Raw genomic sequence first — 26,356 nt, 5'->3', positions numbered from 1 at the left:
ATCTGGTCGCGGGCTGAGCTTTTAGCTGGAGACACGCTCGAAGGCTCACCGTCGCCGCTACCGGGGTTTGACTTGTCCCTCGCGATCCTTCCGGAACATCTCGTCCAGGACAATCGGATGCCAGGATCCATCCCGCTGTTCGGCGGGCGCATAGTGTCGCCTGGCCCAGGTTCGCATCCGCATTTCTTCTACTGGATCGACATCATGGCTACTGACTTGTTCGAACATAACCAGTCCGCTCACGATACCCTCCTCCACCGTACTAACGGCTCCGAATTGCTAAAGAACCGAACGACTGAACTCGTTCGACGCCTGCCAGCGTAAACAAATTTGAAATTTTGGCAACAAAAAAGCCGGTATCGCCAGGTTTTTTCCATCTTCTCTCCGACATTTCCACAAAAACTCGTGGAACCGACTTGCCACCAGTGCTCTGGTTGAAAAGGATTGTGCACGCTTTGCTTCGGCGAGCGATCGACTGCCTTCAACTTCGAGTATGGCCTGGATTCACGGTATGATCGTAAATACGCTTACGTCAGATGAAGTTCCTGCACGCTCTTAGGAGGAGCCATGGACGGGCTCGTTCAGAGTGGTCTGCAACCGAATCTTGAATTACGTCACTGGGAATTGGAGCCTTCAACTCCCACACAAATGCAGTGCTGGATCTCATTCGGTGGGAATGTTGGGGACGTCAAAGCCACATTTGATGCCGCTCTGGCACTTCTCAGCTTGCACCGCCATATAGAACTCGGTCCACGCTCGGGACTTTATTGTTCTGCACCGATGGGAGCGCAATCAGGGAGCGAATTCCTGAATTCCATCTGCGGACTGAAAACCAGATTGAATGCCCGTCAACTGCTCTGCGCCCTGCAATCGGTGGAAACGCAGCTTGGACGAGTACGTGACATCTACTGGGGTCCGCGGACGCTTGATCTTGATCTGCTGAGTTATGGCTGCAGCGTAATCGAAGAGACTAATCTGATCGTGCCCCACCCGGCATTGACGTATCGTCGATTCGTATTAGATCCGCTCGCCGAAGTCGCTGCTGAGTGGCGCCATCCCCTACATGGAGAGACCACACGAGAAATGCTGGGTCGAATCCAGATTCGCCCGTTACCGGTTAAGTTACTGGATGTTCCTATGGAACACATGGAAGCATTAGCGGCCCTGATCCGGCCAAAGTTTCCTGATATTCAATTTGTGCATCCAAAAGACCCGACCAGACAAGCACTGCTAATTCGTTTTGCTGGTGGCCCACCCTGCGAAAACCAGACGGTCATTGATTTGCGCCGTTCGCCTGGAGATCGGCATGAAAAACTGACCGCTGCCTTCACAGCGATCTTTGACAAACCTCTTCGCATCAGTGATTGGTGAGGAGAGCCAGTTACAAGCAAAGGGGACAACCGTTGCCGTGGATGACGACGCAGAACAACGGACAGCTCAGGCGGTGACGCCCACTCGATGCAGAATTGGGATTGCGTGTCGTCTGGCCGAAATCACATGAAGTGTCTGAGTGGAGTTCGTTTAAGGCCGTCCGTGACCGCGATCGAAATCAGGATCACCAGAATCGCAAGTAGTCCTCCTTCATGCAGTGGTGTCAATCGACAGGTGAGAAATTGCACGAACGGATGGACCAGATAGATCCCAAAGCTAAGCCCGGCTAGCCAACTTATGCAGCCAAGGGCGGGGATGTGGACGAGCCAGGCCGCTCCGATTGCTGCTGTTCCCAGGATGCAGGGGATATAAAACGCAGGGGAGTGCGTCGCAAGACACCCGATAGAAACTGCGAGGACAAGCGAGACAACGCGTAATGTCTTTCTGGAGAAGCCGCCCGAATGGGGGAGCGAAAGCCCCACGGCGACAGCGGGAAATCCGAATACCCACTGTCCAAAAGGGGCGGGGAACGTCGTTGTCTCCAGAATCCAGGCGCAGATCGCGGTCGTGCCACTCACAAGCATCACGGCCGTCGCACCCGCTGTCCGTTCCGAATAATAAATGTAGGCCTGCAATGGTCGCGCAAGACAGGTGACGAGAAAGGCAAAGGGGAGATACCACAGGTGAAGCGATGTGCCTGCCAGGAATGCCCATTCGTTAGCGGGATGCCTAGAGATCTCTTTGAGCCCTTGTGATTTGATCAGGTTCGCGCCTCCGTAGACGGCGCACCAGAACAGCCATGGCAACAGAAGTCGCTTCGCACGCTTCACGACCATCAGGGAGAAGGGCGCTGATGCACCGGGCGCCGTAGCAAGCCCCAAAGATAACGCGATGAGTGCAGGCAAACCGGCATACGCCAGGAATTTTCCCGGCCCCTTACAGTGGAACCAGACAACTCCGAGAGCAGAGACAATCCGAAGCAAATCCAGCGCTACATTCCGGTTTGATCTCGCGGCTGTGACGGATGGCAACTCGCTCGTCTGGACCGATTGCACGTCAGTGCTCATATCGGTCGTTCCTGTGTCTACTCAAGCTTAGCCTCGTCCGTGACTGAGTCGCTGAAAAACTCGTCACAATAAAAAGTCCTGGTCGCCTAGTTCAACGGTGTCTAGTGATTTCGGCCCCTCAACCAGGCCGCTGCGACTCTAAAGTGCTTGCTCTCAAAAACATAGAATCGCGTCTCGCGTTGTTAGCAACTTCCATTCCAGCAGGCGAAAGAAGGTGCGAATGGCATGAAGAATGGATCTCACTGCACGCGTTGGAAACTCTTTACTAACTTGGCGGAAAAGTTTTTTCAATCTCGGAAGAATTTCTTGCCTGCACTTGTTGTGTTTCGGAGGACATCCGCCACAAACCGCTGCGAAAAGTGCTGAGAACTGAGGCGGATCGCCCCACTTCAAGAGTTTTGCATCGGTGGATCTTGATGGGTTTTGCTTAGGAATCAGAATTAAATTGTTGGCTGGAAGGTCGGACGCTCGGGTTCCCCGATTTCCTCGCACGGGGTTTGTATCGAGAGTCGAAGGCATCCTCCATGCTTCCTATCTATTCCCGGTCAGCGAGACCGGAGGTTCGTTCAAGGGTTGTGTGCTCTTTTTTAGGAAAAGTTGTGTGGTTTGTGGAAGAATGGGCGAAGTCCCCTCGGAACGAGAGCAGACTCGGTTCAAGCGTTTTCGCCCACCCACCTCAATGTTACGATCAATTCAGGTTCACCTCGGGTGCGCAGGCTCTCGTCTGCGATTCCTCCCGGCCTTTCGATCGACGTCATCCAGCTGCGGTTGTCGCGCGAACTCGTCACTGGTCGTTCAGCGCGCGTTGATCACCTCGGCAGATTCAGTTCCTCTGGAAATCACAAGTTTTTTTCAGGACGGCGTTTGCAACAAGTGCGCCATGCTCGCTTCACCGGCGTTTGGGGAGACTTGCTTGAGTGTTGCCCGTCTGAATTTTGGCGAGATCTCTCCAAGGAAGGTACTCCGCGGAGGCTGAACGTCCCTCGCTCGGCCGAGGAATCCTCCCGGGAAACGCGTCACTGAGTGTCAACTCTGCTCCGATTTGCTCCACGAGGGTGGGGTGTCGTGTACTAGACAAGTACTTGACAGCGATACTGAAATATGTATCGAACAGTCTTGACTCAAATCCTGATTAACGAGTAGAAGACCGACGATGCGACACAGCCATTCGTGCTGTAATGCAGTAAACACTAATGTCAGCGTTGATTTTATCGACGCGTGGAAATAGTCCAAATCTGTTGTTCGCAGGTGAAGTTGAGATAAGTACATTGTTTTAGTCTTTATCCATAACACCTGTAATTAGCTTTGAAATTAAGTGTACGGTCCAGTCTCACGATTATTTCGCTTCCGCCCGGAAGTGAATAAAACCGACAGGATCAGATCATCACTTGAGTGTTGTCGCCGACTTCCGGTCCATCACGCTAACAGATGGTATGTCGGGCTCAATTGATGTCTCCAGGCATACGTCGTAACGTGTGATTAGCGGCAGTCTACGGACTATCGTTTGAGCGTGCTTTTCCGTGCGCTTGTAACCCGCCTGAACACCCCTCTACTGCCCATCTTATTTTCGATTCATAAACACTCCTCCTGCAATGGGGGAGTGTCTGATCTTAAGCCTCTGTAAATTTTGACTAGAACGGAGACTGGACCAATGGGTTCTCGTACGCGACAGGTCTCAACCATTGTGATGGCGGCACTTGTCGCATTGGTAAATTCAGGTGCAATTGCAGGTCCCGGCGCGTCCACGCCGGCGGCACCAAGAAAAGTTTTCTTCGCGGACCCCTCAAAAGGCTCAACGACGAAGGGCGATGGATCGGCGAAAAAGCCGTGGGGTTCGCTGCAGTCGATCGTTGATGCAAACTTGATCGACGGCAGGGCTCGATCAAATGGGAAAGTCGGTCCGGGTGATTTGATTTATCTGATGTCGGGTAATCATGGAGACATTGGAATCTGGGGCCCATCGCACACCAACTCTGACTTCATCACGATTCAGGCAGGTCCGAGTCAGACGCCCATCATCAAAACGATGACGATGTCGAATTGTGAAAAATGGGTCGTGCGAGGTGTGACATTTGAGAATATTCCCAAGGCTGGGGACCGTAAGGTTCTTCTGAATATTCAGCAGTCCAATGAGGTGATCATTGACGCGAATAAATTTCGATCGCAAGCAGACGTCCGCCAGTGGAGTCCCCGCAACTGGGCTATGCTGAGTGCCCCCCACGCGATCTTTACGAACAAGCTCACGAATTCGACCATCAGCAAGAATATTATCACGAATGTAGAGAATGGGATCGCGGTGTCTGGCGATTCGCTGGACGTGTCAAACAATTCAGTTGACTATTTCGCGAATGACGGAATTCAGTTCACGGCAAGCAATTCAATTATCAGTCGTAACCGCATTACGAATCATTACGGTCTGTGGAACAATGGTTACCATCATGACGGGATGCAAGGTTATACCGCATGGGACGAACGGAATACGAAGAACGTCGTTGTGGATGGAAATACCGTCCTGGCTTCGACCGGCGCGTACCCGCTGATTCCTCCGGTGTCCACCGGTCAGGGTGATGACTATATGCAGGGAATCGTGATCTTTCAGGGGGACTGGGATAACTTAACGGTCACTAATAATGTCGTCGGAGCCGCCGGATTCCACGGCCTCTCCCTGTTCAATCTCAAGAATTCGTCCGTATTGAATAACACCATCATTTCGCAGGCGAAGAACCACGATTCGTGGCTAGGTATCTTCGGGGAATACAAGAATGTCGTCGTCCGAAACAATATCGCGACGACGTATTCCCTTCCCGAGAAGGGAGTGCTGTTCGATTCAAACCTGGCATTCACGAAAAGCTGGCAGCCGTGGCAGCGATCGATCCCCTACACGTCACCGGAAAAAGTATTCACGAAGTGGTCGCCCTCAACCGCCCAGTTTGATTTTCGGCTCGCTAAAAACAGCTACGCGATTGGTCGCGGGAGCACCCGAAACTTCGCCCCCCGCGATATCGTCTACGTCAATCGAAAATCGCAGGTGGTGGATATGGGAGCTTACGTTCACAGTCGCTGATCGTGCCCGCGAGTACTGTGTGAACCTGGGTGGTCAGAGATTCGCCTCGTGCCCCTGACATTCCTCGACGGCATCGATCAATCGGTCGATGTCGTCGTTTGTGTTATAGAGATGGCAAGACACCCTGAGGAACGATTGGTCGCAGCAATTTGTGACTGGTATTTCGATCCTGTAGCGTTCACGCAAACGTTGTTGGAGTGGATGCATGGCGTTGGGCTTTGGCTTCTTCCAACCGTCATTTTTCAGAGGGATGGCGATCATCGAGGCATACCACTGAATCGAGTCCGGAATCCAGGCAGTCTGTCCCCAGCGGGATTCCATTTTCTGTCGAGCCGACGCAGCCAATTGATGCGTCCAGAGACGAAACTGCTCAAGTCCCGCCTGTTCCATAAATCTGATGGCTGCGGGCACCGCGAGATTCGGAGCAGGGTCCCTTGTTCCGAGCCAGTTCAACTGGTCCTGCCACCGTTCTGGTCTGCCACCCAGGCTTCGACCCCAACTCGTCACAGGCGACGTCAGGCTTCGTTGGTGTTGGCGCTTCACGTACAGGAATCCCGAACCAAATGGCGCGCAGAGCCACTTATGCAAGCTGGCGCAATAGTAATCGCAGTCGAGTTCACCCAGGTTGACGTCACGCATCGCGATGGCGTGAGGTCCATCGACGCAGACGGGGATCCCGCGGGCGCGTGCTTCACGGCAGATCTCTGCGACAGGAAGAACAATGGCTGAGGGCGAAGTCACATGGCTGACGACAATTAGCCTGGTCCGAGGGGTAACAGCGTCGAAGATGGATTTCACGACGGCGGCAGCGGGATCGCTGCCATTTTGCTGACCGGAAGCGATTTCCGCCGTGGTCTCAGGGGTTGATCCGAGTCCGAGCTTCGCTGTGACAACGCGGGCTCCTGTCTGCTGGCATCGTTGCCTCCAGATTCGAAACACGGCTCCGTATTCATGATCATTCAGCAAAACCTCGTCGCCAGCCTGCAGAGGTAGGCTGGCGGCAACCACGTTCATTCCCACGGTCGCATTATCAACAAACACCATATCTCTGGCGTCTGCTCCAACGAATCGCGCCAGCACGCTCATGGCTTCATCGAGCGCCGGTTCCATCTGCCTGAGATAGAAATCCATCGGCTGGTGTTCCAACCGTCGGGACCAGCCTTCACGGCATTCTTGCACGACGCGGGGCGAGGGGCCGAACGAGCCGTGATTAAGGTACGTGATATCTTCGGGAATTGACCATTCGGATCGTGGCGGGGGTACATAGTTCAAGCAAATGCCCCTTCGTGAAAACGGAACTTGCATGCCCCAGAGGGCGTATTTCTGGGGTTACTGGTGTGTGTGTTCTGCACCAGGAAACTCGCCATCCCGTACTTCCTGCAAGTAGCGTGTCGTCGCCTCGAGAATCACTGATTGAAGATCGGCGTAGCGCTTCAAGAATTTGGGATGGAACTGCTGATTCATCCCCAGCATGTCATGGCACACCAGGACCTGCCCGTCACAATCGGGGCCCGCACCAATTCCGATGGTGGGGATGGAGAGTTCTCTGGTAATGCGTGCGGCAATGGATTGCGACATCAGTTCCAGCACCACTCCGAAGGCACCAGCATCTTCGGCAGCCTTGGCATCGGCCAGGAGGGCTTCCTCGTTGCGCTGTACCTTAGACATCCCTCCCATTTTCATGACTGACTGGGGACGCATGCCGACATGTGCCATGACGGGCAAATCGGCAGAGGCCAATGCACGAATTGTGTCGGCCTGGTGGACGCCCCCTTCCAGTTTGACCGCTCCCGCGCCTGTTTCTTTCAGAATTCGTCCGGCATTTTCAAGCGCCTGTGTCGAGCTGACCTGATAAGACATAAAAGGGAGATCGACGATGACAAGAGCTCTTGAGGTGGCTCGCACGACCATTTCGCCGTGGTAAATCATCTCATCGAGGGTGACTGGAACTGTGGAGGATTTCCCCTGTACCACCATCCCCAACGAATCGCCCACCAGGATCGCATCGACACCGGCTTGATCGAACAACCGAGCGAACGCAAAATCGTAAGCTGTCAAAACAGTCAGCTTCTTTTCGCGCCCTTTCGCCGCGGCAAACTTGGGCACCGACATCGGCGAAATCTTGGGAGTGGTAGGGCGAGATTCAGACATACCAGCAATTTCCTGTCCGCAAAATAGGGGCAGCGTCTCGGCCATCCAGACATTCGCTGGGGGACGCAACGCTCAATTTCAATGTTAACGCTTCCGGCAACCCATGTCCGACCCGCGGTCTCCTCGGGAGGTTCGGCGGCGATCCCAGCGCGAGGATAATTCGCCGAATTGCCGTGGCAGCAGACTGTATCGGCTGTTTCAGGATATCTCGAAAGGGGGGAGGGACCGTTATCTTTCCCAGTTTTGCTGGGTCAGACCCTGCCAGCCGGTCAGGAAACTATTTCGAGAACAATTCAGCAAAATCTTTCTTCACCGAGTTAACCCCTGCGACCGCCAGGCGAATGTCATTTGTAGGAGACAGCATTTTGCATCCTTTGCTGAGCAGCATCTCTGCATGCTGAGCATTGAATGTGACCGCCGCCCAGGGTTTGCCAGCTTCGCGGCAGGCCATTGCGACTTTATCGATCGCTTCCAGGCATTTTTCGTGAAAGAACTGTCCGGTGACGCCGAGGCTCTGGCTGAGATCTGAGGGGCCGACGAAGAGCGCATCGACGCCGTCGATCTCGGCAATTTCCCGGCACTGTTCCAGCGATGACAGAGTCTCGATCTGGATGGCGACGAAGGTTTCTTCGTTGGCTTTGCGCGTGAACTCGGCGGCGGGAATCATGGAAAACTTGGCATCCCAGCCCCCGGCGTTCAATCCGCGCCATCCGCGAGGAGCAAACTTGGCCCATCGCACGAATTCTTCCGCTTGCTGAGCGCTGAAGATTTGAGCCGCCATGATGCCGCTTGAGCCTGCTTCAAAGCAGCGGGTCACCGTCGCATAGTCCGTCGGTGCCACTCGGCAAAAAGTGTCCAGGCCATGTTCCCGCGCGGCCATTGTCAGAATCTCGATTTCTTGTGAAGAGAGTCCGGCATGCTCGAGATCAAACCAAACTCCATGAAATCCGCCGCTCAGGCCTATAATGTGAACGAGATTGTGGTGCGGCATCCTTCCCATGCCGCAAATTCGCACAAATTCATCGTTTTTCAAACGCTGTTTCAGTGTTGGCATGCTGATCATTCCAGATATCGAGAACAGAAGCCGAGCAAATTCCTGGTGGCGGTAAGTCGGGTGTAAGATAGCGAATTGCTTCTTGGACTTCACGCGGATCGGAACTGACCGTATCCTCTCCGCCACGTACCAGTTGTGCGAAGCCTCGGTATCTGGGGCGAATGATCGACCAATGGATGTGTTCGTTCAATGATTCAAGTTCGTAATTCGTGTTTCGAGAGCCGCAAATGACGACCATTCTCGTGGTCGACGACTCGACCGTCGACAGGAAGTTGGCGACCGGACTGCTGGCGCAGGAGTCCGAGTGGCGCGTGGTTGAGGCCAGCGATGGTAACGCTGCCATGTCGATGATCAGCGAGGTTGACCCCGACTTGATCGTGACTGACCTGAATCTACCCGGGATCAACGGTCTCGAACTGCTGGCGAATCTCCAGAAAAGTCATTCCCGGATTGGGGTGGTTCTCTTGGCCGCCCAGGGAAGTGAGGAAATCGCGGTCGAAGCCCTGCAGACGGGGGCTTCCAGTTACGTCCCCAAACGGCTTGTCCCTACGACACTTGTGGAAACCGTCCGGCGAGTCCTGGCGTCGATACAGGAGACTCGAAAGCATTCCGATCTGATGGACCGCATGGGCGAACGCGTCGAGACGTTCGTACTCGAAAATGATGTTAACCTGCTGATGGCGATGTCGAGACATTTCCAGACCGTGCTGGCAGACTCATGGAGCCTTGATCGGACTGATCGACTCAGAACAGGAACTGCACTCGAAGAGGCACTGCTGAACGCCATGTACCATGGCAATCTCGAAGTCAGTTCCGAGTTAAAAGAACAGGATCATCAGGCCTTTTATGCCTTGGCCGAGGAACGAAGGAACTCGGCTCCGTGGATCGACCGTAAAATTTTCATTCGTACGATTCTCAACCCGGATGAGGCCACATTCGTGATTCGCGATGATGGTAGCGGGTTTGATCCCAACTCCCTGCCTGACCCCACCGATCCCGAGAACCTGATCCGGCCCTTCGGACGGGGTGTGATGCTGATGCGAGCGTTCATGGACGATGTGACGTACAATACGACTGGAAATGAAGTCACTCTAAAGCGGAAGCGAAACCGCAGTTAACTGCGACACCAGTTTTATTGTGAATGACAACGAGTGGCAGCCTGTACTTTCCTTTCCCCTGCGACGCTCCTAAAATTTAACCCAGTTGACTCCCTTTTGCCCAACCCCCACGTGCCAGTCATGAAATGCGGACGTTGTTCTAAACCGGCGGTGTTACACATCACCGAATTGCGTCACGGAGAAGTGCAGGCCCTGCACCTGTGCGAGAGCTGCGCGCAAGACTACCTCAATCCCTCTCAGGCGGCCAAATCTGCGAGCACAGCAGATTCCGGTGCTGCAGGTGACGCCTCAGAGCTTGAGGAACTGGATCAAAAGGTCTGTCCGAATTGCGGAATCTCCTTTAAGGAGTTTCGTGCACAGGGACGACTGGGCTGCCCACACGATTACGTGGTGTTTGCCGACGAACTGATGAAGCTGCTGGAAAATATTCACGGAGAAACCACTCATGTGGGTAAGGTTCCCAAGCGGTCGCCTCAGGCCAGTCAGCTTCAGTTCCAACTGATCAAATTGCGAAACGAACTTCGTTCTTCTGTAGAAGAGGAACGGTACGAAGATGCGGCCCGAATCCGTGATTCGATCCGTGAGCTTGAAGAATCCCGTTCCCGCTCTGATACGCCCGCAGCGACGAGTGAATCAGAGTGATTTCTCAGTTTTGGTGAAGACATTGCGTTGATCGAACAAATAACGCGATGCAGCACAATTCGCTTTCAAAGAGCACTACAATCAAGGAATTCACGTGGACCTCGAGTCCCTGACGCGCACTAGTGGCGAATGGTTGAAAGCGACTGGGCCTGACTCCGATATTGTCATGTCCAGCCGTATTCGGCTTGCCCGAAATCTGGCTCAGTTCTCATTCCCCAGTCGCGCCGATGAAGTCGCGCGGCGTGAGATCGAAGAACTGCTGCGCAGTCAGATCGCCAAGAAACCGGCCGGACGTGAACTGACTTACATTTCAGTCAGTGCGCTCAGCCAGATCGACCGCCAGATGCTGGTCGAACGACAATTGATCAGTCGTGAACATTCCGAAAATCAGGGACAACGTGGTGTCGGAATCAGCGATGAAGAAAACGTCAGCATTATGGTCAATGAAGAAGACCACCTGAGAATTCAGGTGCTTCGAAGTGGCTTTGCATTGGAAGATTGCTGGAAAGAGATCGATGCGATCGATGATGCCATCGAAGCTGATCGAACGTACGCCTTCAGTGATCGACTGGGATATTTGACGTCCTGCCCGACGAACTGCGGAACCGGCATTCGTGTGAGTGTGCTGCTGCACCTGCCCGCACTGGTGCATACAAAAGAGATCCAGAAAGTCTTCCAGGCGCTTCAGAAGATCAATCTCGCCGTTCGGGGGCTTTATGGGGAAGGGAGCCAGGCGATGGGCGACTTCTACCAGATCTCGAATCAGGTGACTTTGGGTAAAAGCGAGGAATACCTGATTCGTACGATTCAGGACGTTGTTCCCAATATCGTCGCGTACGAACGAAGGACGCGGCAGGCACTGGTCAGCGAGAGTCGACGTGAACTTCATGACCAGGTCTCGCGTGCATTTGGGATCCTTAAAACGGCTCGAACGATCAGTTCTGAAGAAACGATGGATCTGCTTTCCAGTGTGAGACTCGGGATCAACCTGGGTCTGATCGAAGGGCTGGAAATTCCCACGATCAATGAGCTGTTCATTCATACGCAGCCGGCCCACCTGCAGAAAATCCGGCACGAAAAACTTGAAACGGTCGACAGGAATGTTGCTCGAGCGGACTACATTCGACAGCGTCTCAATGAACAAAATTGATCAGTGGTGTCGTCGTTGAAGACGGTCCTCGATCGCCTTGCTGGTTCAGACCTCGAACCGGCCGGTCCGACAACCCCTCACACTGACTTCAGGTGTCGCCGTGGTCCGAATTTTTCTACCTCTGGCGCTACTCAGCACCGCATCGCTGCTGACCGCCATGATGTTGGGGTTTTCCATTGATGACCCTAAGGTCCGTACTCACGCCGTACAGGCGGGAGTGCAGTACCATTTTCTCATGGCCCTTGCGGCACTGGTCTTCGCAACCCTCGTCCATGCCATCGTCCTGACCTATTTCATGGGAACGGGGCGATGGATGGAAGAGACGTCAGCGGCCTATCATCTCGACCCCGGGCTGCACGCAAAGAGTCAGTCCCTGAAATACCGCACGATTCCGGCGATGGTGCTCTGCTTTGCCATGCTCTTGGTGACCGGGGCACTGGGTGCCGCCGCCGATCCGGCGTCACCACTTCAGTCAAAAGGGTGGGGCGGCTTGTCTGCCAGTTCCATTCACTCCATCGTTGCTCTCACGACCATCGCCTTGAATGTTCTGGTGCACTGGCTTGAGTTCCGGGCGTTGGAGCGAAACAGCGGTCTCATCGACCAGGTTCTGGCGGAAGTCCGGCGAATCCGCCTCGAAAAAGGTCTGGCTGTCGACGCCTGATCTCGAATTGCCTTCTCTGGTCGGTCATCCATTAATGAGACGAGTCGGCGACGCGTCCCATCAGCGACCGTTCAGTCAGCGACCGTTCACAGCGTAATCCCCACGAGACTTTCTGATCATAAAAATGACAAACCCCGGATGGATGGTCCGGGGTTTGTCTGCTGAGCCCGTCGGCGAAGGATTGCTGGAGCCGCACACCTCGCGAAGGGGGCGAGAGTCACTTGCTGGTGACAGCTTTTGGCTCGATGTGTTTCAGGGCAATCAGCACATACGCGGTCGTGAGGTTTGGATCTCCTTCGTACCACCGGTCATTCTTATTCAGCCAGCTCCCGTTTTCCCGTTGGAGACTTACCAGGTGGTCACCCAATTCCTTGCGCCAATCATGCTTGACGCCGTTATCGTCCACGAGGTAATCGAGGTTGAGCGTTGAGAGCGTTTTGGCAAAGACCTGGAAGTAGTAGTACAGGCCCTGTTGCCCCAGACCGGGATTGTCTTCGACCGTGTAATGTCGGGAGATCCATTCTCTGGCGGCTTTAACCCGTTTGTCGTCCGGTGTGAGGCCGGCAAAAACCATGCTCTTGAGGCCGGCATACGTCATGCTTCCGTATGACCGCAGTCCCCCATTCTCGTGGTTCCCCGCCTGCGAGTTTCCGCCGGCGGCGGGAGTGTAATAGAAGCCTCCGTCGTTGACCTTCGACGAAAAGGGAGTCGTGTTATGTTCGGATTCCAGGTTTTGGCAGCGGGATAGAAACACGAGGGCGTTTTTCACGGCGGGGTCATCGGCGGTCGCACCGGTCGCCTTCAGAGCGTCGAGGAAGAATGTCGTATTCGACAAGTCGGGACGATCATTTGTCCGTCCGTAACCGGCTCCACCGAATTTCACGTCAGACGAAGGAGTCTGCTCGGTTTCATCCCATTGCAGGTTTCGCAAGTATTTTTCCGCCCCCTTGATGAGGTCGGTAAATTCACCTGACTTGTTGGCCGCATTGAAGGCGAGCAAACTGATTGCGGTCTCGTAATTACCATGGTGCGTCTTTGGGGAATAGATCCCACCGTTGGGTTGAACGAAACTCTGCAGATGTTTTAAGCCCTTCACGAGGACAGGATCGTCGGCGGGAACCCCACTTTCCAACAGCGCGTAGGTGACCAGACCTGAAATCCCTGGAGATTCGGGCGAAGTCCAGCTTCCGTCTGCTGCCTGAGATGTTTTGAGGAAGTTTGCACCGCGAAGTCGCGCCTTGGCCAATTGTTCCGTATTCGGACCCAGAGTTTGACCGGCCAACGGCGACTCAAGTCCATGCGCGAAACACGTCAGAAGGAACAGCGACAGAAGTGTCGAGATTCTTGGCATGATCTACCTTTGCTGGATCCTGATTTGGCGAAGAGCAGGTGATGAACCGCTTAATGCAATTCTAGCTATCGCTTTCCTGGTCTGCGATCGTGATCGGATTCTGTTGGATGATTATGAAGTTCAGCGGTCCTCAACGTGACCGACGGTTACCGAAAAACGGTGGCCAGACGCAGAGACGAGGAACTGGGGAGGTTGCTGAATCTTAAGCTTCGATTCGACGCGGGAATTCAAGTTTGATCCCAACCCAAAGCGACAAACTCCTTCTGTCCCGTTGACGAACTGATGCCTTCACAAACGGAATGACTCCCGCTATTGGCCTGTTGCAACAGGCAGTAGTTGAGCCCGCGAATAACCTCTTCCCAACTCGTCGAGATCACGTTGAGAAATGATGCGTGGCGGTAGTTGTGAGCTGTCAATCGTGGCTTCGATGCGGGAAACGGGCCCCCCCCCGTCGAAGAAGCCCAGGACCTGTACACGGAAGACGTCACCCGTGGCGGTGATATAGGGATCCAGATTGATCATTCCGGGAAGATCGACCAGATTCTCTGTATAGAGCCAGCTTGTGTTTGAATGCTGCCGAATGGTTTCCAGCGAGGGCTGGCCGTTCGAATCCAGACGCTGGGCGGCAATGATGGCGTTCGCAATTTCTTCGGTCATCGATGGAAGACCCAAGAGAAGCTCGCGTCGCGCCTGATTGATGTTAATCCTCCCTTTCATAATCTCATCGGTCGTTGTCGTCAGTTTTGTCAGCAAGTCGGGCAGGACGGCGGAAATTGCTGCGGGATCGTCTTCCCAGGGACTTTCCAGCTCTTCTTCTTTCCCATTGATCGTGACCTTCGTCTTAGCCCCAATCAGTTGCCATAGAGAATTGATCGTTCCTTTGCTTTGACCACCTTTCGAGAGATCAATTCCCCCCCGAGTCACTTCGCCTCCTGAACGTGCAACCCAGCCGAGAAACTCGCTGAGCCCTGCCGCGACTTCTTTTTCCTGCTGCGACTGACCACTGTCAGAAGTCGAACTGCTGGCAGCATCGTCAGCCGGTTTCGCGTTGGGGCTGGAGGCCTTCTCGGTGTTTGATAGCTTGGTCGATTCTGCGTCTGGCGGGACGAGTGGATTCGTCTGGGATTCTTTCAGTTTCGTCGATGGACCGTTGATGCGGTACGCGACAATGAACTTGGCGGTGTTCTCATCAAATTCCTTCTCGAGAGCGTCGTACAGGTCGGTCAGGAAACCGTCGTTGACGTTAATTTTGAGTGTCCCATCCTTGCGCCGATTCGACTCCCCTCCGCTGACTGTTAAATAGGCCATGAATCCATGGTCAAGAATGCCATCCGAGTTATCCAGTGGATGACTCGCGTCCCCATCATTCTCATTCGGATCGAGCAGGCCATTCCGGTTTGCGTCTTCCCCGTACAACAGAGTCGGGGTGATCCCATTGACCAGAAGTAATTCGTCGATGGACTCGAAGGGGCCGTTCTTGGCTCGGTAAGGTGGCACCATTTGTTCGTACGTTTCTGATTCCGCCCCGTACGGATTCTTGGTGTCGTCAGTGTCCATCCAATCGAGAATGGCATCGATGATGTCGACCGTCATTCCGGGGATTCTGATCATCATCGCCGAGATTTCGTCATGGGACATTTTCATGTCCAGTAGATGATTGAGATTCAGCTTCGCAGACTCATCCATCAGCCCGTACCGAATGGCAGCCCCTCTGGGATCCTGTTCGATCGGAGCGATGATCGTGAAACGGCCGTTGGCACGCAGATGGGTGGAAGGGGAGACGACCCGGCCCATGAAGAGCTGGGGATTGTGGATCAGGTTCTCGGCCAGATTCGGATTGCGGCTGCCCAGCAGGGACGCGACAAATTCAACTCCTGAGTCAGCCGTGGCCTTCGCCTGCACATCCAGTGCATACATCGAAGCAGCCTCGAGCTCGGTCATCATCGACTGCGCGAAGTTATAGGCCGCAAGGGTGAGCATTGCGATCACAACGACGACCAGTAGCAAGACACTGCCTCTTCGAAGCGTCGATTTGAGCGAATCGGCGAGCTCAAGTGTCAACGAAACTTGAGCCGTGTCGGGTACTCTCACGTCAGGTTGCCGTTTCCGGGACCATGTTCTCATTGAATAAATTCCTTGGGAAATGGATCTGAAACGGGGATGAGAATCACGCTTCGAAAGGAGTCCATCGATCGACTGACAGCGGCATTCAGCAGAGGTGGTTTTCGTTTTGGTGGATGAAACGAGAATTTGATTTCAACCGCACGGGGAATTCTTCCCATCGTGTCGGAATCCCAGGTTGCATACCAGATCCTCCCGTCAAAGTAGCGAAGCTCGAACGTCGCCACTTCCGGGGCGAGAACCTGCGGGGTAGAGACGTTCGTCGGGTTGGCACCCTTTTCCTCCTGGACTTCTGCAGCCATGCGGTCCCCTTCGAACCTCACCAGTCCGCTCGATGCGGAAACGCCGCTGGGGAGAAAGCTGTAAGAGACGAATCGCAGGTCGCTGGTCCTGAGCGGGCTGACTGCGGCCGCTGCGGGCGTTGTTGAGTTCACACCGTTTTGGGCGGTCCCCATTCCCGGTAACAAATCCCGGCGTGCACGAGCGATGCTCATGTCCATACGGATATTCGTTCCCCGAATTCCGATGCTCTTCGAGTTCGGGGTGGTATCTTCGGTTTCTTCGGTGGTCGTGCTCTCTTCAGAATTTGAGGAGGAACTTGAGGTGGTGGATTCCGTTTCATCGACAGGAGGAGGGGGAACATACGTAATCGCACGAAGGTCCTGTTCCAGACGGTGAATCAACGCACGAGCCAACTGAGCCCGCTCCATCTCTTCGCGCCCGCTCGCAGCGGTGCGCCAGGATTGATCGATGGCCGCATAGATCCCTGCCAGCAGCAAAGCCGAGATTCCTAGAGCCAACATCGTCTCAAGCAGGGTGAACCCGAAGCGGCCAATATCCCGATCCTGGCGATGACTGGATCTCATGCTCCCCTGGCGTTGTCGACCGGCCCGGAAGTAGGCATCTGCTGACGACGGGGACAAGCCACGCCATCGTCTCTTTCGCAAGGATTGAGCGGCGCTGTCTTTCATTGACCCCGCTCCTCTTCTTTTTTCTCTTCGAGTCTTCCCTGTGCAGCCCCTTGCTGGAAGACTGCGAGTTGTCGAGCCCAGCGTTTGAGAGTGACATCGATGGTAGAAAGTTGACTGGCTCCTTTATGCGTGACTGTGACCTCGAGTTGAACCAGATCCGCCGTACCACTCGGAATGACTTTTTGACTCCAGACCCATCGACTGTCATCAGGGAAGGGGACTTGGTTCTGAGGCTGCATGGGTTCCACACCCGCGAGAACTTCGTTGAGTTTCGTCTCGCAGCGAATCGTGGCCTGGGTCTTCAACCGTGCTTGCACGGTCGCCCGAGTTCCGTTCCAGGCCAGCTGAGACAGTGCCGCGATCGCTCCGCAAAACAGGGCCAGCGCGAGAATAATCTCGAGCAGCGTCAGGCCCGTTCGATTCTGAGAACTCCGCATCAGCGTTTCCCCTGAGTCAGTCGCTCCATGGCGACGGCACCCGTGAAGGCGCGAACGCGAAGCAGAATCTCTTGATTTCGTCCGTCAGCGACCGTGATTTCCGCATCGACGTTTGCCGAACCTTCTGGATGAAACAGAATGGGCGAACACCAGCTGACACCTGCAAGATCGTTGGCGTTGGGAAGTCCTTGAAGAGACTGCGGCGATAGCTTGTACGACGCAGGGACTGCAGTCATCGTCCCGGCATTTCGCACTTTGAACGTGCTGAACACGATCCTTTTAGGCAAGTCTGCAGAAGCGCGGCCTAAAGGTCTACTTCCTGAAACGGCGGGCTGAGCAGTACTTGAAAAATCCAGTTCGTAAGGAGCAACCACAAACCTGCTGCCGTTGAGTTCGCAACAGAATTGATAGACTAACCCGGACTCAATTGCACGGATACGGGCACTGGCAATCGCCGAGCGGACCCGCTCGGCGGACCCTGTCAATTTCTGCTGTCCGAACATTCGCATCACGGCCGGGACGGTCATCCCGGCAAATACGGCCAGCACCCCCAGCACGAGCAGGACTTCCACCATCGTGAATCCGCGTCGGCAGGGGAGGCGGGCACGACGAATTGATGATGCAGGTTTCATCGGCTCGTTGACTTCCGCGTTCCAATTTCTCGCTGCTCATCACAAACCAGAGACACATCCACGAGACAGGTAAGTGACCCGGTCGGCCAAGTCCGTCTCGTGGATGTCGATGGTGCTGCACTCATGTGAGGAAACGAGGGCAAACTACTTGATGTATAACTGGTACGGCATCACCGTAAGGACCTTCTCCCGTGCGAGTTGATCATACACATCCAGACTCTTTAATTGAGATGAAATCTCGGCCGGAAGTCGGTTCAGCCAGGCTTTCATGACAGCGTTGCTGATATGGACTGATGGATCCAGCGGACCGAACAAAGCCTCGAGCGGGCTGGTCGGTTTAGGAAGATCGAGACGCTCAAGTTTCGACTCTGGATCGATTCCCGCAGATTTCTTTGCGTAGGCGATCGCATCGTCCAACGTTCCTAATTCGTCAATCAATCCCAGGTTCAGAGCCTGGGTTCCGGTATAGACTCGCCCGCGAGCGAGTTTTTCGAGTTTCTCGTATTCCATCTTGCGGCCTTCCGCCGCTTTCTTCGTGAACTGCGCATAAATGTCGTTCATCATTTTCTGCATCGCATCACGTTCGGTTTCCGTCCAGGGCTTGGTCGTGCTCAGCACCCCGGCGTTCTTTCCTTTCTGAACGACACTCGTGGTGATACCGACCTTGGCATAGAACTTCTCCAGAGCGATCTTTCCTCCGACGACCCCGATCGAACCTGTGAGAGTTCCCGGTTCGGCAAAGATGCGGTCTGCACCCATGGCGATGTAGTAGCCACCACTGGCGGCAGTGTCACCCATACTGACGATGAGTGGTTTCTTTCCTTCGAGAGTTTCCAGTTCGTGCCACATCAGGTCACTTGCCAGCGCGCTTCCTCCCGGACTGTCGACCCGGAGAACGACGGCCTTAACAGAGGCATCGTCCCGTGCCTGTCGGATGGCTTTGATCATGGTGGTTGACCCCATCGACTCTTCGCCGAAGAAGTCTCCTCGGCTGGTCCCCGACATAATGGGGCCGACAGCACTGATGATCGCAATTTTGGGACTGGACGATTTGCGTGTGGCAGGTTCGATTCCCATCATCATGTTCATCATTTTCGCCATGCCGGTGAATCCACTGAAGTCGGTGTCGATTTTCTTTTTCCCGTACGACTTCGTGATTTTGACTTCCGCATCCTTCTGATCTCCCTTGATCAGATCAATGATGTGGTCTTCGTAGGCGACGTGATCAATCAGGCCACGTTCTTTCGCTTCCTGAGCAGAGAACAGACCCGTGTCGATGATTCCAGAGACCTGATCCGCATTCAAATTCCGGGACTTGGAGACCATCTCGATGATCTGCTGATAGTAATCATCGATGATTGTTTCCATCTCTTCTCGGAAAGCGGGACTCATCTCCGATCGGCTGTAGGGTTCTGCTGCGGACTTGAACTCGCCCACCCGCAACATTTCGGGTTCGATCGCGAGCATGTCGAAGAGATTCTTGTAGAACGAGATTTCCGCTCGCAGACCGGGCAGCATCACCATTCCCGATTCAGGAATGACGATCTGGTCGCAAGCCGAAGCCAGCAGGTAATCTTTCGTGTCTGCTCCTTCGAGCCACGCGTAGACCTTGCGTCCGCGGTGCCGAATTTTTGCGATCCCGGTCTGGAGTTCATTCAGTTTGGCCCAGCCGATCTGTGGGCTGTTGATGTGCAGAACGACGGCATCGAGACTTTCGTCGCCGGCGGCCTTTTTCAGCCGTTGCAGGGCATCATTCAGGGTTTCGACGACTTCACTGAACAGGCCTCCGCCACCCAGACCTTCCGTGTAGCTTCCCTTAATTTCGATGTGTGCGACATTCAATTTTTTCGCAACAACTTTTGCCGCTTGAGTCGCCTCTTTAGGGGAAGATGTTTCCGTCTGGGCATGAGCGGTTCCGACGGAAGCGGTTCCCAGCAACAAAAGAAATGCCATGAATCGTCGCATAGATTACTCCTGAGATTTTCTTTGGGTCGCCTGACACAAATTCTGTCTGAAATGAAGGATTTGTGTCAGGCGACGCGATCACGTCCGATGACAAGTCGTTCCGTCGAACTGTCAAAATTACTGAAAGGTGATTTCACCCCCTGCTCGACATCGAGGGCGCACACGAATTGTCTTTCAATCTTACGATGCGTCATTCGTTCTGACTAGCACTGTGTACACTGAACGGCGAACATGAAATCCATCTGACGCGTCGCAGGCAGACAATGGGATGTCAGACAGCAGGCAGCCCTTCACAACTTTGTTCTGCTTTGATCAATGTGTCAGAATTGTCAGAATGGACCCAACTGGCGTCGGTGAGTCTGGTTGCAGACAAACTTCGAGCGCTGCTGCGTCACGGGATCTTCCGCTTGCATTCGGTCATGGTTCCTTTCAGATTTCGCGGGCCTCAAACGCTCCACCCGCTACAATATTCCGAAAACCGCTGGACGATGTCTCGTGGTGACGGGCCATCTGGTCGGTGACAGATCACTGCAGAAGCAGTTCAGAGACGACTTCGCCCCAAACATTAACGATCAAACATGGATAATCGGACGCCCCCTGCGGCTGTCGGCCGTGGTGCTCAAATCAATCCGCTGAATCGGTATTCCCGGATTGAGTACGTGGAAGATCCGACACACCGGGACGAAGACGATGATGCAGAGGGTCAGCGTCACAAGACTGAGTATTTCGCAGACCTTTCCCAATCCGTTGTAACAGAGAACGCCAGCCCGGACGTTTTTTTTCGTTACAGCGTCAACCCGTACCGCGGTTGCGCGCACGGTTGCAGCTACTGCTATGCCCGGCCCACTCATGAATATCTCGACCTCAGTGCGGGGCTCGACTTTGAAACCAAAATCTTCGTCAAACAGAAGGCGCCAGAACTCTTTCGCGAGTGGCTCGCTCGCGATTCGTATTCGCCTGAGCTTGTCATGATGTCCGGTGTCACGGATTGTTACCAGTCGGCCGAACGGAAGTTTCAATTGACGCGCGGATGTCTTGAGGTGTCATTGGATGCGAGGCAGCCCATCGCGCTCATCACCAAGAATGCTCTGGTCACTCGGGATCTGGACTTGTTGAGTGAAATGGCGAAGCGGAACCTGATTAGTGTCGGAATCAGTATCACCTCGCTCGATCAGTCCCTGACGAAGGTCATGGAGCCCAGAACGAGCAGCCCGCAGGCTCGCTTGCGCGCGATTCGCGAACTTTCCGCAGCGGGTGTCCCAACTCAGGTGATGGTGGCTCCCGTGATTCCGAGTCTGAATGATTCCGAAATTCCAGCGATCCTGAAAGCAGCTCGCGAGGCAGGGGCCACATCAGCGGTCTACGTGCTTCTTCGATTGCCCCTCACGGTGAAACCCGTGTTTCTGGAATGGCTGGAGAGGGCTCTGCCAGCGCAGAAGGATCGCATCGAAGGGCGCGTTCGGGATACCCGCGGAGGCCAACTCTATCGATCAGACTTTGCAACTCGCATGACCGGAACAGGTGTGGTGGCAGAACAGATTCGACAGACGTTTCAAGTCTTTGCTCGTAAGTATGAACTTGCCCAACGCTACCCGACGCTCGACGTATCTCAGTTCCGCTCACCCGTTCCCAAGTCTGGTCAACTCCGTCTGTTCGACTAAACGAACCGGGGTTTGCTTAGCGACGCCGGTCCCGTCGGTTGCAGGGGCGACATCTCACGACTTGAGGCTGGCTTTCTCGGATCCCGTTCGAGTTGGTAATTCGGACGCCGCAGGTGACGCATCTACACCCGCTCGAGTCAACAGACGAACGACCGCGAGCAGTCCAGCAATCATGATGACGATCGGAATCCAGAACGAGGGACCGAAAACGGCGGTTGCCTGGATCATGAGAAATGCGAAGACAGTTTGGACTCCCCAGTAACCGGATCGGTTATTCGGCCATGACAGGTCCCGCCACCAGAGCAGGGTGTCAACAACCCATAAGGCAACAAATGCCTCGTTAATGTAGAGTCCGAGTCCCGATGACCATCCCGTCAATTCTGCGGTTCGCTTCGCCGTGTATGTGTAGGCTGCGTCGTGATTCCATTCGTGCAGAAAGTGAAACGCTGAAACAACGTGTAAAATGAACCAGCCGCATCCCACCGTCCACCACCAGCGGGCCTGTCGCTGCGCCGAGGGCTCAGTCATCCCGGCGGCATCATAGAGCAGTCGCGCGACGTAACACGCCACTGCGAATCGAGCTGTCCATCGAATCAGGAGTTCCCCCGGCATTCTCATCACCTTTCATCGTCTGCACCGTATCTCTGACTTCACGCCGTCGTCTGCGAAGAAGTCTCTCGGACCTGGACTGTCACTTTCGCCTCGATTGAGTCTTCTGACATGTACGAACCGAATTCTTTAATCTGCCTGCGTCCAATTAGCCTTTTCATTGGTCAATTGATGGCTCCAGCAGGAAAATCATCGCAAGTTTCCGTACGATAAGTCGACTCTCTCGACGACGCATCAGGATCCGCCGGAGCTCTGATGAGACTCCCCACTCTCGTCGTGATTTATTCAAGTTTTGAACGCGATCTCGTAGCAGGGAACGATGCGTTCGCCAAGCAGGTGCGATTGGATCGACGTATGTGAAACGAGAACGCTGTCGGAGCGACATGGGCCAGATCGTGAGCATCCACTTTCGTGAATTCATCACACTCCTTTGAATACCGGTTTGAATAACGGGCCCCAAGATACGGTTGTGCATCTGTCCTGTACTCGCTTCCGTGCGTCGATGGCGATCAGCGAGTATCTTTAGATTCTCGAAAAACTTCTCTCCTGGTTAGAAAGCAATCCTCCATTATGGTTTCGTCGGATCCACCTGTCGGGAAGTACAGACGGATCGCACTTTACTTGGCCGTCCTTGCCGTGCTGGTCGGACTTTCGGTCTGGTTCTGGCGAGATTTTTGCCTTTGGAGAGGTACCTCGGCATTGAGGCAGCGGAAGCTCGCTGCGGCCGAGTCCTGGGTTGCCAGAAGTCAATGGTTTCACGAGGGTGACGATCCTCAAGCCTGTCTGCTGGAGATTCGGATCGCGCGTCGCCAGCAGCAATTTCAACTCGTAGAGTCCAAGTTGCAACTGGCGAGCAAGATGGGTGTCCCTAAGTCAGAGTTGCGGCGCGAGCGGCTGCTCGCGATGGCTCAGACGGGTCAGTTCAGCGCCATGCAGGCGAACTGGTCGGATCTTTTGACGGATCCACGCGATGATGGCCCGGAAATCGCGCGAGCCTATTACACCTGGACGATGCTCAACCATAATCTGGAGCTCGCCAACAAGACGCTCGATCTCTGGCAGAAAGACTATCCGAAGGATCCAGAACCCCACGAACTGCGTGGCCGGTTTAACCAGTCAATCTACAACTGGGCAGAGGCAGAGTCCGACTACCGACGAGCCCTGGCACTCGATCCGGACAATGACGATTTTCGTCTTGCACTCGCCAGCGTGATGCTGGAACGGCTGAAGACCAACGACGCCGTCCCGCTCTTCAAGGAGTACCTGTCACGGCATCCGGACAATCTGACGGCCATCCGCGGGTTGGCACAATGTGCCGCCACGGCGGGTGACCTGGATACGGCGATCGAGCTCTTGCGCGGGGCCATGGAAAACCATCCGGACGATTTCAACGTTCAGAAGTCCTATGGCGAGGTGCTGCTTGCAGCGAATCGTGCCTCTGAGGCTGCGGCGGTCCTGGAAAAAGCGTATCGTTCCGTGCCCGAGCATGCGAATCTCGCGTACTCCCTCGCACGAAGTCTCAAAGCCAGCGGCCGCGGCAACGAAGCCGAGCCGCTCCTTGCGTTTGTGGCCGAATCCAGAGCCCCACTGGACCAATTGACTGCTTTGGAACGTCAGTTGCGCAGTGAACCCGGGAATCTGGAACTGCGCATGCAGATTGCGGCCATCGTTGCGAAGTACATCTCCCGTCAGGATGCAATCCGCTGGTACCAGAACCTGCTTCAGATTTCGCCAGACTACCCTCCAGCCCACCGCGAGCTTGTCGCTCTCTACCATCAGGCAGGAGATCTCGAAAAAGCGCAGTTCCACCAACGAGTGCTGGAGGGGAGGGGCGAAGCGAAGGAAATGGGTGACCAGCCGATTTCAGATCCCGCTTCGCCGACCACATCGGATGCGGATCGTACACCCTAGTACTTGAACGAGGCAACGGCTGGCGCGAGTGCGAGGATAGCAATACGAGCGCGGATACTTTAATCCTTACCTCGAATCCGCTTTTATTTCGAAGTTGGGCGACGACACAATTCAATTGCTAAAAAGTAAACGCTCGCATTGGCAGGATCATCGATGGCGTCAGGCAAGTTGCGTTCGTCGAACAACTGGAGCAGGACCGTTCTTATTGGTTTCTGCGTTGTCGTATTCGGATGTACGGACCGAGCGAAATCTCCGTCTAGAGTCGACAGTTTCAGTTTGAACGGCGAAAAGTCGCTCGAGCAGCACCACATCCGTTTCACAGAGATGGCTCAGCAGTCAGGAATCGACTGGACGGCTCGCAATGGTGAGGAAGCGAACTTTTTCACCATCCTTGAATCGTTCGGTGCAGGTTGTGCGATCGAGGACTTCGATCGTGACGAAAAGCTGGATCTGTTTCTGGGAGGTGGGGGGCACTTCGGGTCTGACAAATCGATCCTGCCCCACCCGATCGCCCTGTACCGCCAGATTTCCGACTGGAATTATGAAGCCGTCACTGATGCTGCGGGGCTGAGCCCGATTCATCGCTACCACCATGGTCTCTGGACCGTGGACATGGATGAAGATGGTTTTGCGGATTTGCTGATCACAGGGTGGGGAGGCCTGCAATTGTTCCGGAATATGGGGGACGGAACGTTTTCCGATGTGACCCCTTCATCCGGATTGACGGACCCTCTGTGGAGTCTGGCCGCCGGATGGGGAGATCTCAATCAGGATCAGGTGCTTGATCTGTTTGTCGGTCATTATGTCGACTGGTCGTTCGACAACGATCCTGTTTGCATCGACAAGCGGCTTGGCATTCGGAACGTCTGTGATCCCACAGTCTTTCGCGGACTGCCCTGTACCGTGTTTCTCGGTAATGGAGACGGATCATTTCGACCGGGGAACGAAGAACTGGGGATTGAGGGGATCGGCAAGACGCTGGGTGTCCTGATTGCCGATCTGAACAACGACAATCAGCCAGACGTATTCGTCGCCAACGATACGGTACCCAATCAACTGTTTGCTTCGCAGTCCGATCGACGCTATCGGGAAGTCGCTCTCGAAAATGGCGTGGCCCTGGGTGAGACGGGCGCCTCTGATGGCAGTATGGGCGTCGACCTGGGGGATGTGACCGGTGACGGCAAGCCGGATCTGTGGGTGGCAAATTACGAGAATCAAACGTTTGCCTTGTATCGCAATCTTGGCAACGACATCTTCGGTCATGCCAGCCGCGCATTCGGAGTTACAGCCGTTGGGTCAGCGGCTGTGGGATTCGGAACGACGCTGCTGGATGCGGACGGCGATGGATTCCTCGATATTTTCTGCACGAATGGTCACGTCTGGGCCCCCAATTCTGTCGCTGATCGCCGGCAGTTGCCCTATCTGTTCTGGAATGATCAAGGCAGGCGTTTACGTGAAATCGCAAAATCCTCAGGCGAATATCTGAGCACGCCGCATCTGGGGCGAGGGGCTGCCATGGGAGACCTTGATGCGAACGGGAGCCCGGACCTTGTGGTCGTGCATACCAACGAACCTGTGGCAGTACTTCGGAATGAGGTGAAGATCGAGAACTGGCTGGCAATACGACTCGTGGGACGCCACAGCACGCGTTCAGCGGTGGGAGCCTGGGTGAAAATTTTCACGGGCGAACGGGAGCAAACCGGATATGTGAAAGGTGGGGGGAGTTACTTGTCGACGAGTGACCGGTCCCTCCTGTTTGGACTGGGCAAGTCGACTCAGGTGGACCGTCTAGAAGTTCACTGGCCAACGGGTCAAACGACCTCGCTGGCCAGTGTTTCGTCTTGCCAGCGAATTCTCGTTCTGGAAGGCACTTCAGAGTATCACGTGATGCCAGTCGGGCATCGTGAATCTGATTAAAGCTTCAGCTCGATCGCGGGCGTTTTTTCCGTGACTTCCACCTCTTTCGGTGTCGTTCTGGTCGACACGTAATCTTTCGAGAACGGAAGGTCTACCTTGGGAGGCCCCTTGCGCATTGCAGCCTTGGCTTGCTCTTCTTGAGACATCTTTGGAGCGTAGCCGAGGACGACTTTGTATTTACCCTTCGCAGCCCCTGCGTGTCCGTTGCTCGCCGTCATTTTGAAGTTACCACTGGCATCCGTGATACCACTCGACGTCAGCGTCCCTGGAGAATTGTTTGTTGCTGGTTGCGGATCGACAGGGACCAGCTGGACGCTCACGTCTGCGAGTGGTTTGCCACCGACGGTGAGGTTTCCAGTGACCGGGAAAAGTGGTGGGCCGGCTGGACCCGATGAGCTACAGCCAATGAGGCCGGCCAGACAAAGCAGACTGAACAAACGCGCGGACATAGAAATTCTCCTGAAAGGAATCCAATGGTGTCTCGTTGCAGTGAATTAGAGGGA

Annotated in this window: 22 protein-coding genes; 9 read left to right on the top strand and 13 right to left on the bottom strand. The window is 54.6% G+C overall.

What is annotated here, in order from left to right:
• Positions 1-57: 57 nt before the first annotated feature.
• Positions 58-243 (bottom strand): hypothetical protein, encoded by a 186-nt coding sequence (locus ACGY09_RS01205; protein ID WP_373651890.1) that lies wholly within the window; start codon positions 241-243, stop codon positions 58-60.
• Positions 244-567: 324 nt separating this feature from the next.
• Between ACGY09_RS01205 and folK the strand changes: the two genes are divergently transcribed.
• Positions 568-1,371 (top strand): 2-amino-4-hydroxy-6-hydroxymethyldihydropteridine diphosphokinase, encoded by an 804-nt coding sequence (folK, locus tag ACGY09_RS01200; protein ID WP_397570163.1) that lies wholly within the window; start codon positions 568-570, stop codon positions 1,369-1,371.
• Positions 1,372-1,493: 122 nt separating this feature from the next.
• On the opposite strand, the gene ACGY09_RS01195 is transcribed toward folK, so the two are convergent.
• On the bottom strand, positions 1,494-2,438 hold the full coding sequence (locus ACGY09_RS01195; RefSeq protein ID WP_397570162.1) for an acyltransferase family protein: 945 nt from the start codon (positions 2,436-2,438) through the stop codon (positions 1,494-1,496).
• A gap of 1,651 nt (positions 2,439-4,089) precedes the next feature.
• Between ACGY09_RS01195 and ACGY09_RS01190 the strand changes: the two genes are divergently transcribed.
• Positions 4,090-5,502: a hypothetical protein gene (locus ACGY09_RS01190; RefSeq protein ID WP_397570161.1), complete on the top strand. Its 1,413-nt coding sequence runs from the start codon at positions 4,090-4,092 to the stop codon at positions 5,500-5,502.
• A gap of 33 nt (positions 5,503-5,535) precedes the next feature.
• Here ACGY09_RS01190 and ACGY09_RS01185 read toward each other — a convergent pair whose 3' ends face one another.
• The 3 genes from ACGY09_RS01185 to ACGY09_RS01175 form a co-directional block, all read right to left on the bottom strand.
• Positions 5,536-6,774 (bottom strand): aminotransferase class V-fold PLP-dependent enzyme, encoded by a 1,239-nt coding sequence (locus ACGY09_RS01185; protein WP_397570160.1) that lies wholly within the window; start codon positions 6,772-6,774, stop codon positions 5,536-5,538.
• Between the two features lie 57 nt (positions 6,775-6,831).
• Positions 6,832-7,653 carry a 3-methyl-2-oxobutanoate hydroxymethyltransferase gene (panB, locus tag ACGY09_RS01180; protein ID WP_397570159.1) on the bottom strand — a complete coding sequence of 274 codons (822 nt, stop codon included), beginning with the start codon at positions 7,651-7,653 and terminating at the stop codon, positions 6,832-6,834.
• 277 nt (positions 7,654-7,930) lie between these two features.
• Positions 7,931-8,707, bottom strand: coding sequence for an HpcH/HpaI aldolase/citrate lyase family protein (locus tag ACGY09_RS01175; protein ID WP_373651895.1), 777 nt, complete (start codon positions 8,705-8,707; stop codon positions 7,931-7,933).
• Between the two features lie 227 nt (positions 8,708-8,934).
• On the opposite strand from ACGY09_RS01175, the gene ACGY09_RS01170 reads away from it, so the two are divergent.
• The 4 genes from ACGY09_RS01170 (at position 8,935) to ACGY09_RS01155 (ending at position 12,278) form a co-directional block, all read left to right on the top strand.
• Positions 8,935-9,825: a response regulator gene (locus tag ACGY09_RS01170; protein WP_397570158.1), complete on the top strand. Its 891-nt coding sequence runs from the start codon at positions 8,935-8,937 to the stop codon at positions 9,823-9,825.
• 120 nt (positions 9,826-9,945) lie between these two features.
• The gene (locus tag ACGY09_RS01165; RefSeq protein WP_397570157.1) at positions 9,946-10,467 is read left to right on the top strand and encodes a UvrB/UvrC motif-containing protein; all 522 of its coding nucleotides are present in this window, start codon (positions 9,946-9,948) and stop codon (positions 10,465-10,467) included.
• A 94-nt stretch (positions 10,468-10,561) separates the two neighbouring features.
• Positions 10,562-11,617 (top strand): protein arginine kinase, encoded by a 1,056-nt coding sequence (locus ACGY09_RS01160; RefSeq protein WP_373651898.1) that lies wholly within the window; start codon positions 10,562-10,564, stop codon positions 11,615-11,617.
• A gap of 100 nt (positions 11,618-11,717) precedes the next feature.
• Positions 11,718-12,278, top strand: a complete 561-nt coding sequence (locus ACGY09_RS01155; RefSeq protein WP_373651899.1) for a hypothetical protein — start codon at positions 11,718-11,720, stop codon at positions 12,276-12,278.
• Positions 12,279-12,495: 217 nt separating this feature from the next.
• On the opposite strand, the gene ACGY09_RS01150 is transcribed toward ACGY09_RS01155, so the two are convergent.
• From ACGY09_RS01150 to sppA, 6 genes are all read right to left on the bottom strand, one after another.
• Positions 12,496-13,629: a prenyltransferase/squalene oxidase repeat-containing protein gene (locus ACGY09_RS01150; RefSeq protein WP_397570156.1), complete on the bottom strand. Its 1,134-nt coding sequence runs from the start codon at positions 13,627-13,629 to the stop codon at positions 12,496-12,498.
• 309 nt (positions 13,630-13,938) lie between these two features.
• Positions 13,939-15,753, bottom strand: a complete 1,815-nt coding sequence (locus ACGY09_RS01145) for a hypothetical protein (protein WP_397570155.1) — start codon at positions 15,751-15,753, stop codon at positions 13,939-13,941.
• The gene (locus tag ACGY09_RS01140; protein ID WP_397570154.1) at positions 15,750-16,721 is read right to left on the bottom strand and encodes a prepilin-type N-terminal cleavage/methylation domain-containing protein; all 972 of its coding nucleotides are present in this window, start codon (positions 16,719-16,721) and stop codon (positions 15,750-15,752) included. The genes ACGY09_RS01145 and ACGY09_RS01140 overlap by 4 nt, the downstream gene beginning before the upstream one ends.
• Positions 16,718-17,158: a hypothetical protein gene (locus ACGY09_RS01135; protein WP_373651903.1), complete on the bottom strand. Its 441-nt coding sequence runs from the start codon at positions 17,156-17,158 to the stop codon at positions 16,718-16,720. The genes ACGY09_RS01140 and ACGY09_RS01135 overlap by 4 nt, the downstream gene beginning before the upstream one ends.
• Positions 17,158-17,790: a prepilin-type N-terminal cleavage/methylation domain-containing protein gene (locus ACGY09_RS01130; RefSeq protein WP_373651904.1), complete on the bottom strand. Its 633-nt coding sequence runs from the start codon at positions 17,788-17,790 to the stop codon at positions 17,158-17,160. The genes ACGY09_RS01135 and ACGY09_RS01130 overlap by 1 nt, the downstream gene beginning before the upstream one ends.
• A 144-nt stretch (positions 17,791-17,934) precedes the next feature.
• Entirely contained in the window at positions 17,935-19,755 is a 1,821-nt protein-coding gene (sppA, locus tag ACGY09_RS01125; protein WP_397570153.1) for a signal peptide peptidase SppA, read from the bottom strand.
• 578 nt (positions 19,756-20,333) lie between these two features.
• On the opposite strand from sppA, the gene ACGY09_RS01120 reads away from it, so the two are divergent.
• The gene (locus ACGY09_RS01120; protein WP_397570152.1) at positions 20,334-21,416 is read left to right on the top strand and encodes a PA0069 family radical SAM protein; all 1,083 of its coding nucleotides are present in this window, start codon (positions 20,334-20,336) and stop codon (positions 21,414-21,416) included.
• Positions 21,417-21,470: 54 nt separating this feature from the next.
• Here ACGY09_RS01120 and ACGY09_RS01115 read toward each other — a convergent pair whose 3' ends face one another.
• Complete coding sequence (locus tag ACGY09_RS01115; protein ID WP_373651907.1) at positions 21,471-22,028, bottom strand: hypothetical protein; 558 nt, start codon at positions 22,026-22,028, stop codon at positions 21,471-21,473.
• 567 nt (positions 22,029-22,595) lie between these two features.
• Here ACGY09_RS01115 and ACGY09_RS01110 point away from each other — a divergent pair.
• Both ACGY09_RS01110 and ACGY09_RS01105 read left to right on the top strand, forming a co-directional pair.
• Positions 22,596-23,936: a tetratricopeptide repeat protein gene (locus ACGY09_RS01110; RefSeq protein ID WP_397570151.1), complete on the top strand. Its 1,341-nt coding sequence runs from the start codon at positions 22,596-22,598 to the stop codon at positions 23,934-23,936.
• 276 nt (positions 23,937-24,212) lie between these two features.
• Positions 24,213-25,853, top strand: coding sequence for a CRTAC1 family protein (locus ACGY09_RS01105; protein WP_397570150.1), 1,641 nt, complete (start codon positions 24,213-24,215; stop codon positions 25,851-25,853).
• Here ACGY09_RS01105 and ACGY09_RS01100 read toward each other — a convergent pair.
• Complete coding sequence (locus tag ACGY09_RS01100; protein ID WP_373651910.1) at positions 25,850-26,302, bottom strand: hypothetical protein; 453 nt, start codon at positions 26,300-26,302, stop codon at positions 25,850-25,852. The two genes, ACGY09_RS01105 and ACGY09_RS01100, sit on opposite strands and share 4 nt — an antisense overlap.
• Between the last annotated feature and the right edge of the window lie 54 nt (positions 26,303-26,356).

Source organism: Schlesneria sphaerica (genome assembly GCF_044336245.1).
Taxonomy (GTDB): Bacteria; Planctomycetota; Planctomycetia; order Planctomycetales; family Planctomycetaceae; genus Schlesneria; species Schlesneria sphaerica.
Note: the sequence above shows the minus strand (reverse complement) of the source record. Positions and strands in the feature narration are given on the sequence as shown.

What these genes read in the sequence shown, in the direction of transcription:
- sppA (WP_397570153.1), bottom strand. Translation starts at nt 19,755, where the DNA reads ATGCGACGATTCATGGCATTTCTTTTGTTGCTGGGAACCGCTTCCGTC.
- ACGY09_RS01140 (WP_397570154.1), bottom strand. Translation starts at nt 16,721, where the DNA reads ATGAAAGACAGCGCCGCTCAATCCTTGCGAAAGAGACGATGGCGTGGC.
- ACGY09_RS01100 (WP_373651910.1), bottom strand. Translation starts at nt 26,302, where the DNA reads ATGTCCGCGCGTTTGTTCAGTCTGCTTTGTCTGGCCGGCCTCATTGGC.
- panB (WP_397570159.1), bottom strand. Translation starts at nt 7,653, where the DNA reads ATGTCTGAATCTCGCCCTACCACTCCCAAGATTTCGCCGATGTCGGTG.
- ACGY09_RS01110 (WP_397570151.1), top strand. Translation starts at nt 22,596, where the DNA reads ATGGTTTCGTCGGATCCACCTGTCGGGAAGTACAGACGGATCGCACTT.
- ACGY09_RS01115 (WP_373651907.1), bottom strand. Translation starts at nt 22,028, where the DNA reads ATGCCGGGGGAACTCCTGATTCGATGGACAGCTCGATTCGCAGTGGCG.
- ACGY09_RS01120 (WP_397570152.1), top strand. Translation starts at nt 20,334, where the DNA reads ATGGATAATCGGACGCCCCCTGCGGCTGTCGGCCGTGGTGCTCAAATC.
- ACGY09_RS01175 (WP_373651895.1), bottom strand. Translation starts at nt 8,707, where the DNA reads ATGCCAACACTGAAACAGCGTTTGAAAAACGATGAATTTGTGCGAATT.
- ACGY09_RS01150 (WP_397570156.1), bottom strand. Translation starts at nt 13,629, where the DNA reads ATGCCAAGAATCTCGACACTTCTGTCGCTGTTCCTTCTGACGTGTTTC.
- ACGY09_RS01170 (WP_397570158.1), top strand. Translation starts at nt 8,935, where the DNA reads ATGACGACCATTCTCGTGGTCGACGACTCGACCGTCGACAGGAAGTTG.
- ACGY09_RS01145 (WP_397570155.1), bottom strand. Translation starts at nt 15,753, where the DNA reads ATGAGAACATGGTCCCGGAAACGGCAACCTGACGTGAGAGTACCCGAC.
- ACGY09_RS01165 (WP_397570157.1), top strand. Translation starts at nt 9,946, where the DNA reads ATGAAATGCGGACGTTGTTCTAAACCGGCGGTGTTACACATCACCGAA.
- ACGY09_RS01195 (WP_397570162.1), bottom strand. Translation starts at nt 2,438, where the DNA reads ATGAGCACTGACGTGCAATCGGTCCAGACGAGCGAGTTGCCATCCGTC.
- ACGY09_RS01135 (WP_373651903.1), bottom strand. Translation starts at nt 17,158, where the DNA reads ATGCGGAGTTCTCAGAATCGAACGGGCCTGACGCTGCTCGAGATTATT.
- ACGY09_RS01130 (WP_373651904.1), bottom strand. Translation starts at nt 17,790, where the DNA reads ATGAAACCTGCATCATCAATTCGTCGTGCCCGCCTCCCCTGCCGACGC.
- ACGY09_RS01190 (WP_397570161.1), top strand. Translation starts at nt 4,090, where the DNA reads ATGGGTTCTCGTACGCGACAGGTCTCAACCATTGTGATGGCGGCACTT.
- folK (WP_397570163.1), top strand. Translation starts at nt 568, where the DNA reads ATGGACGGGCTCGTTCAGAGTGGTCTGCAACCGAATCTTGAATTACGT.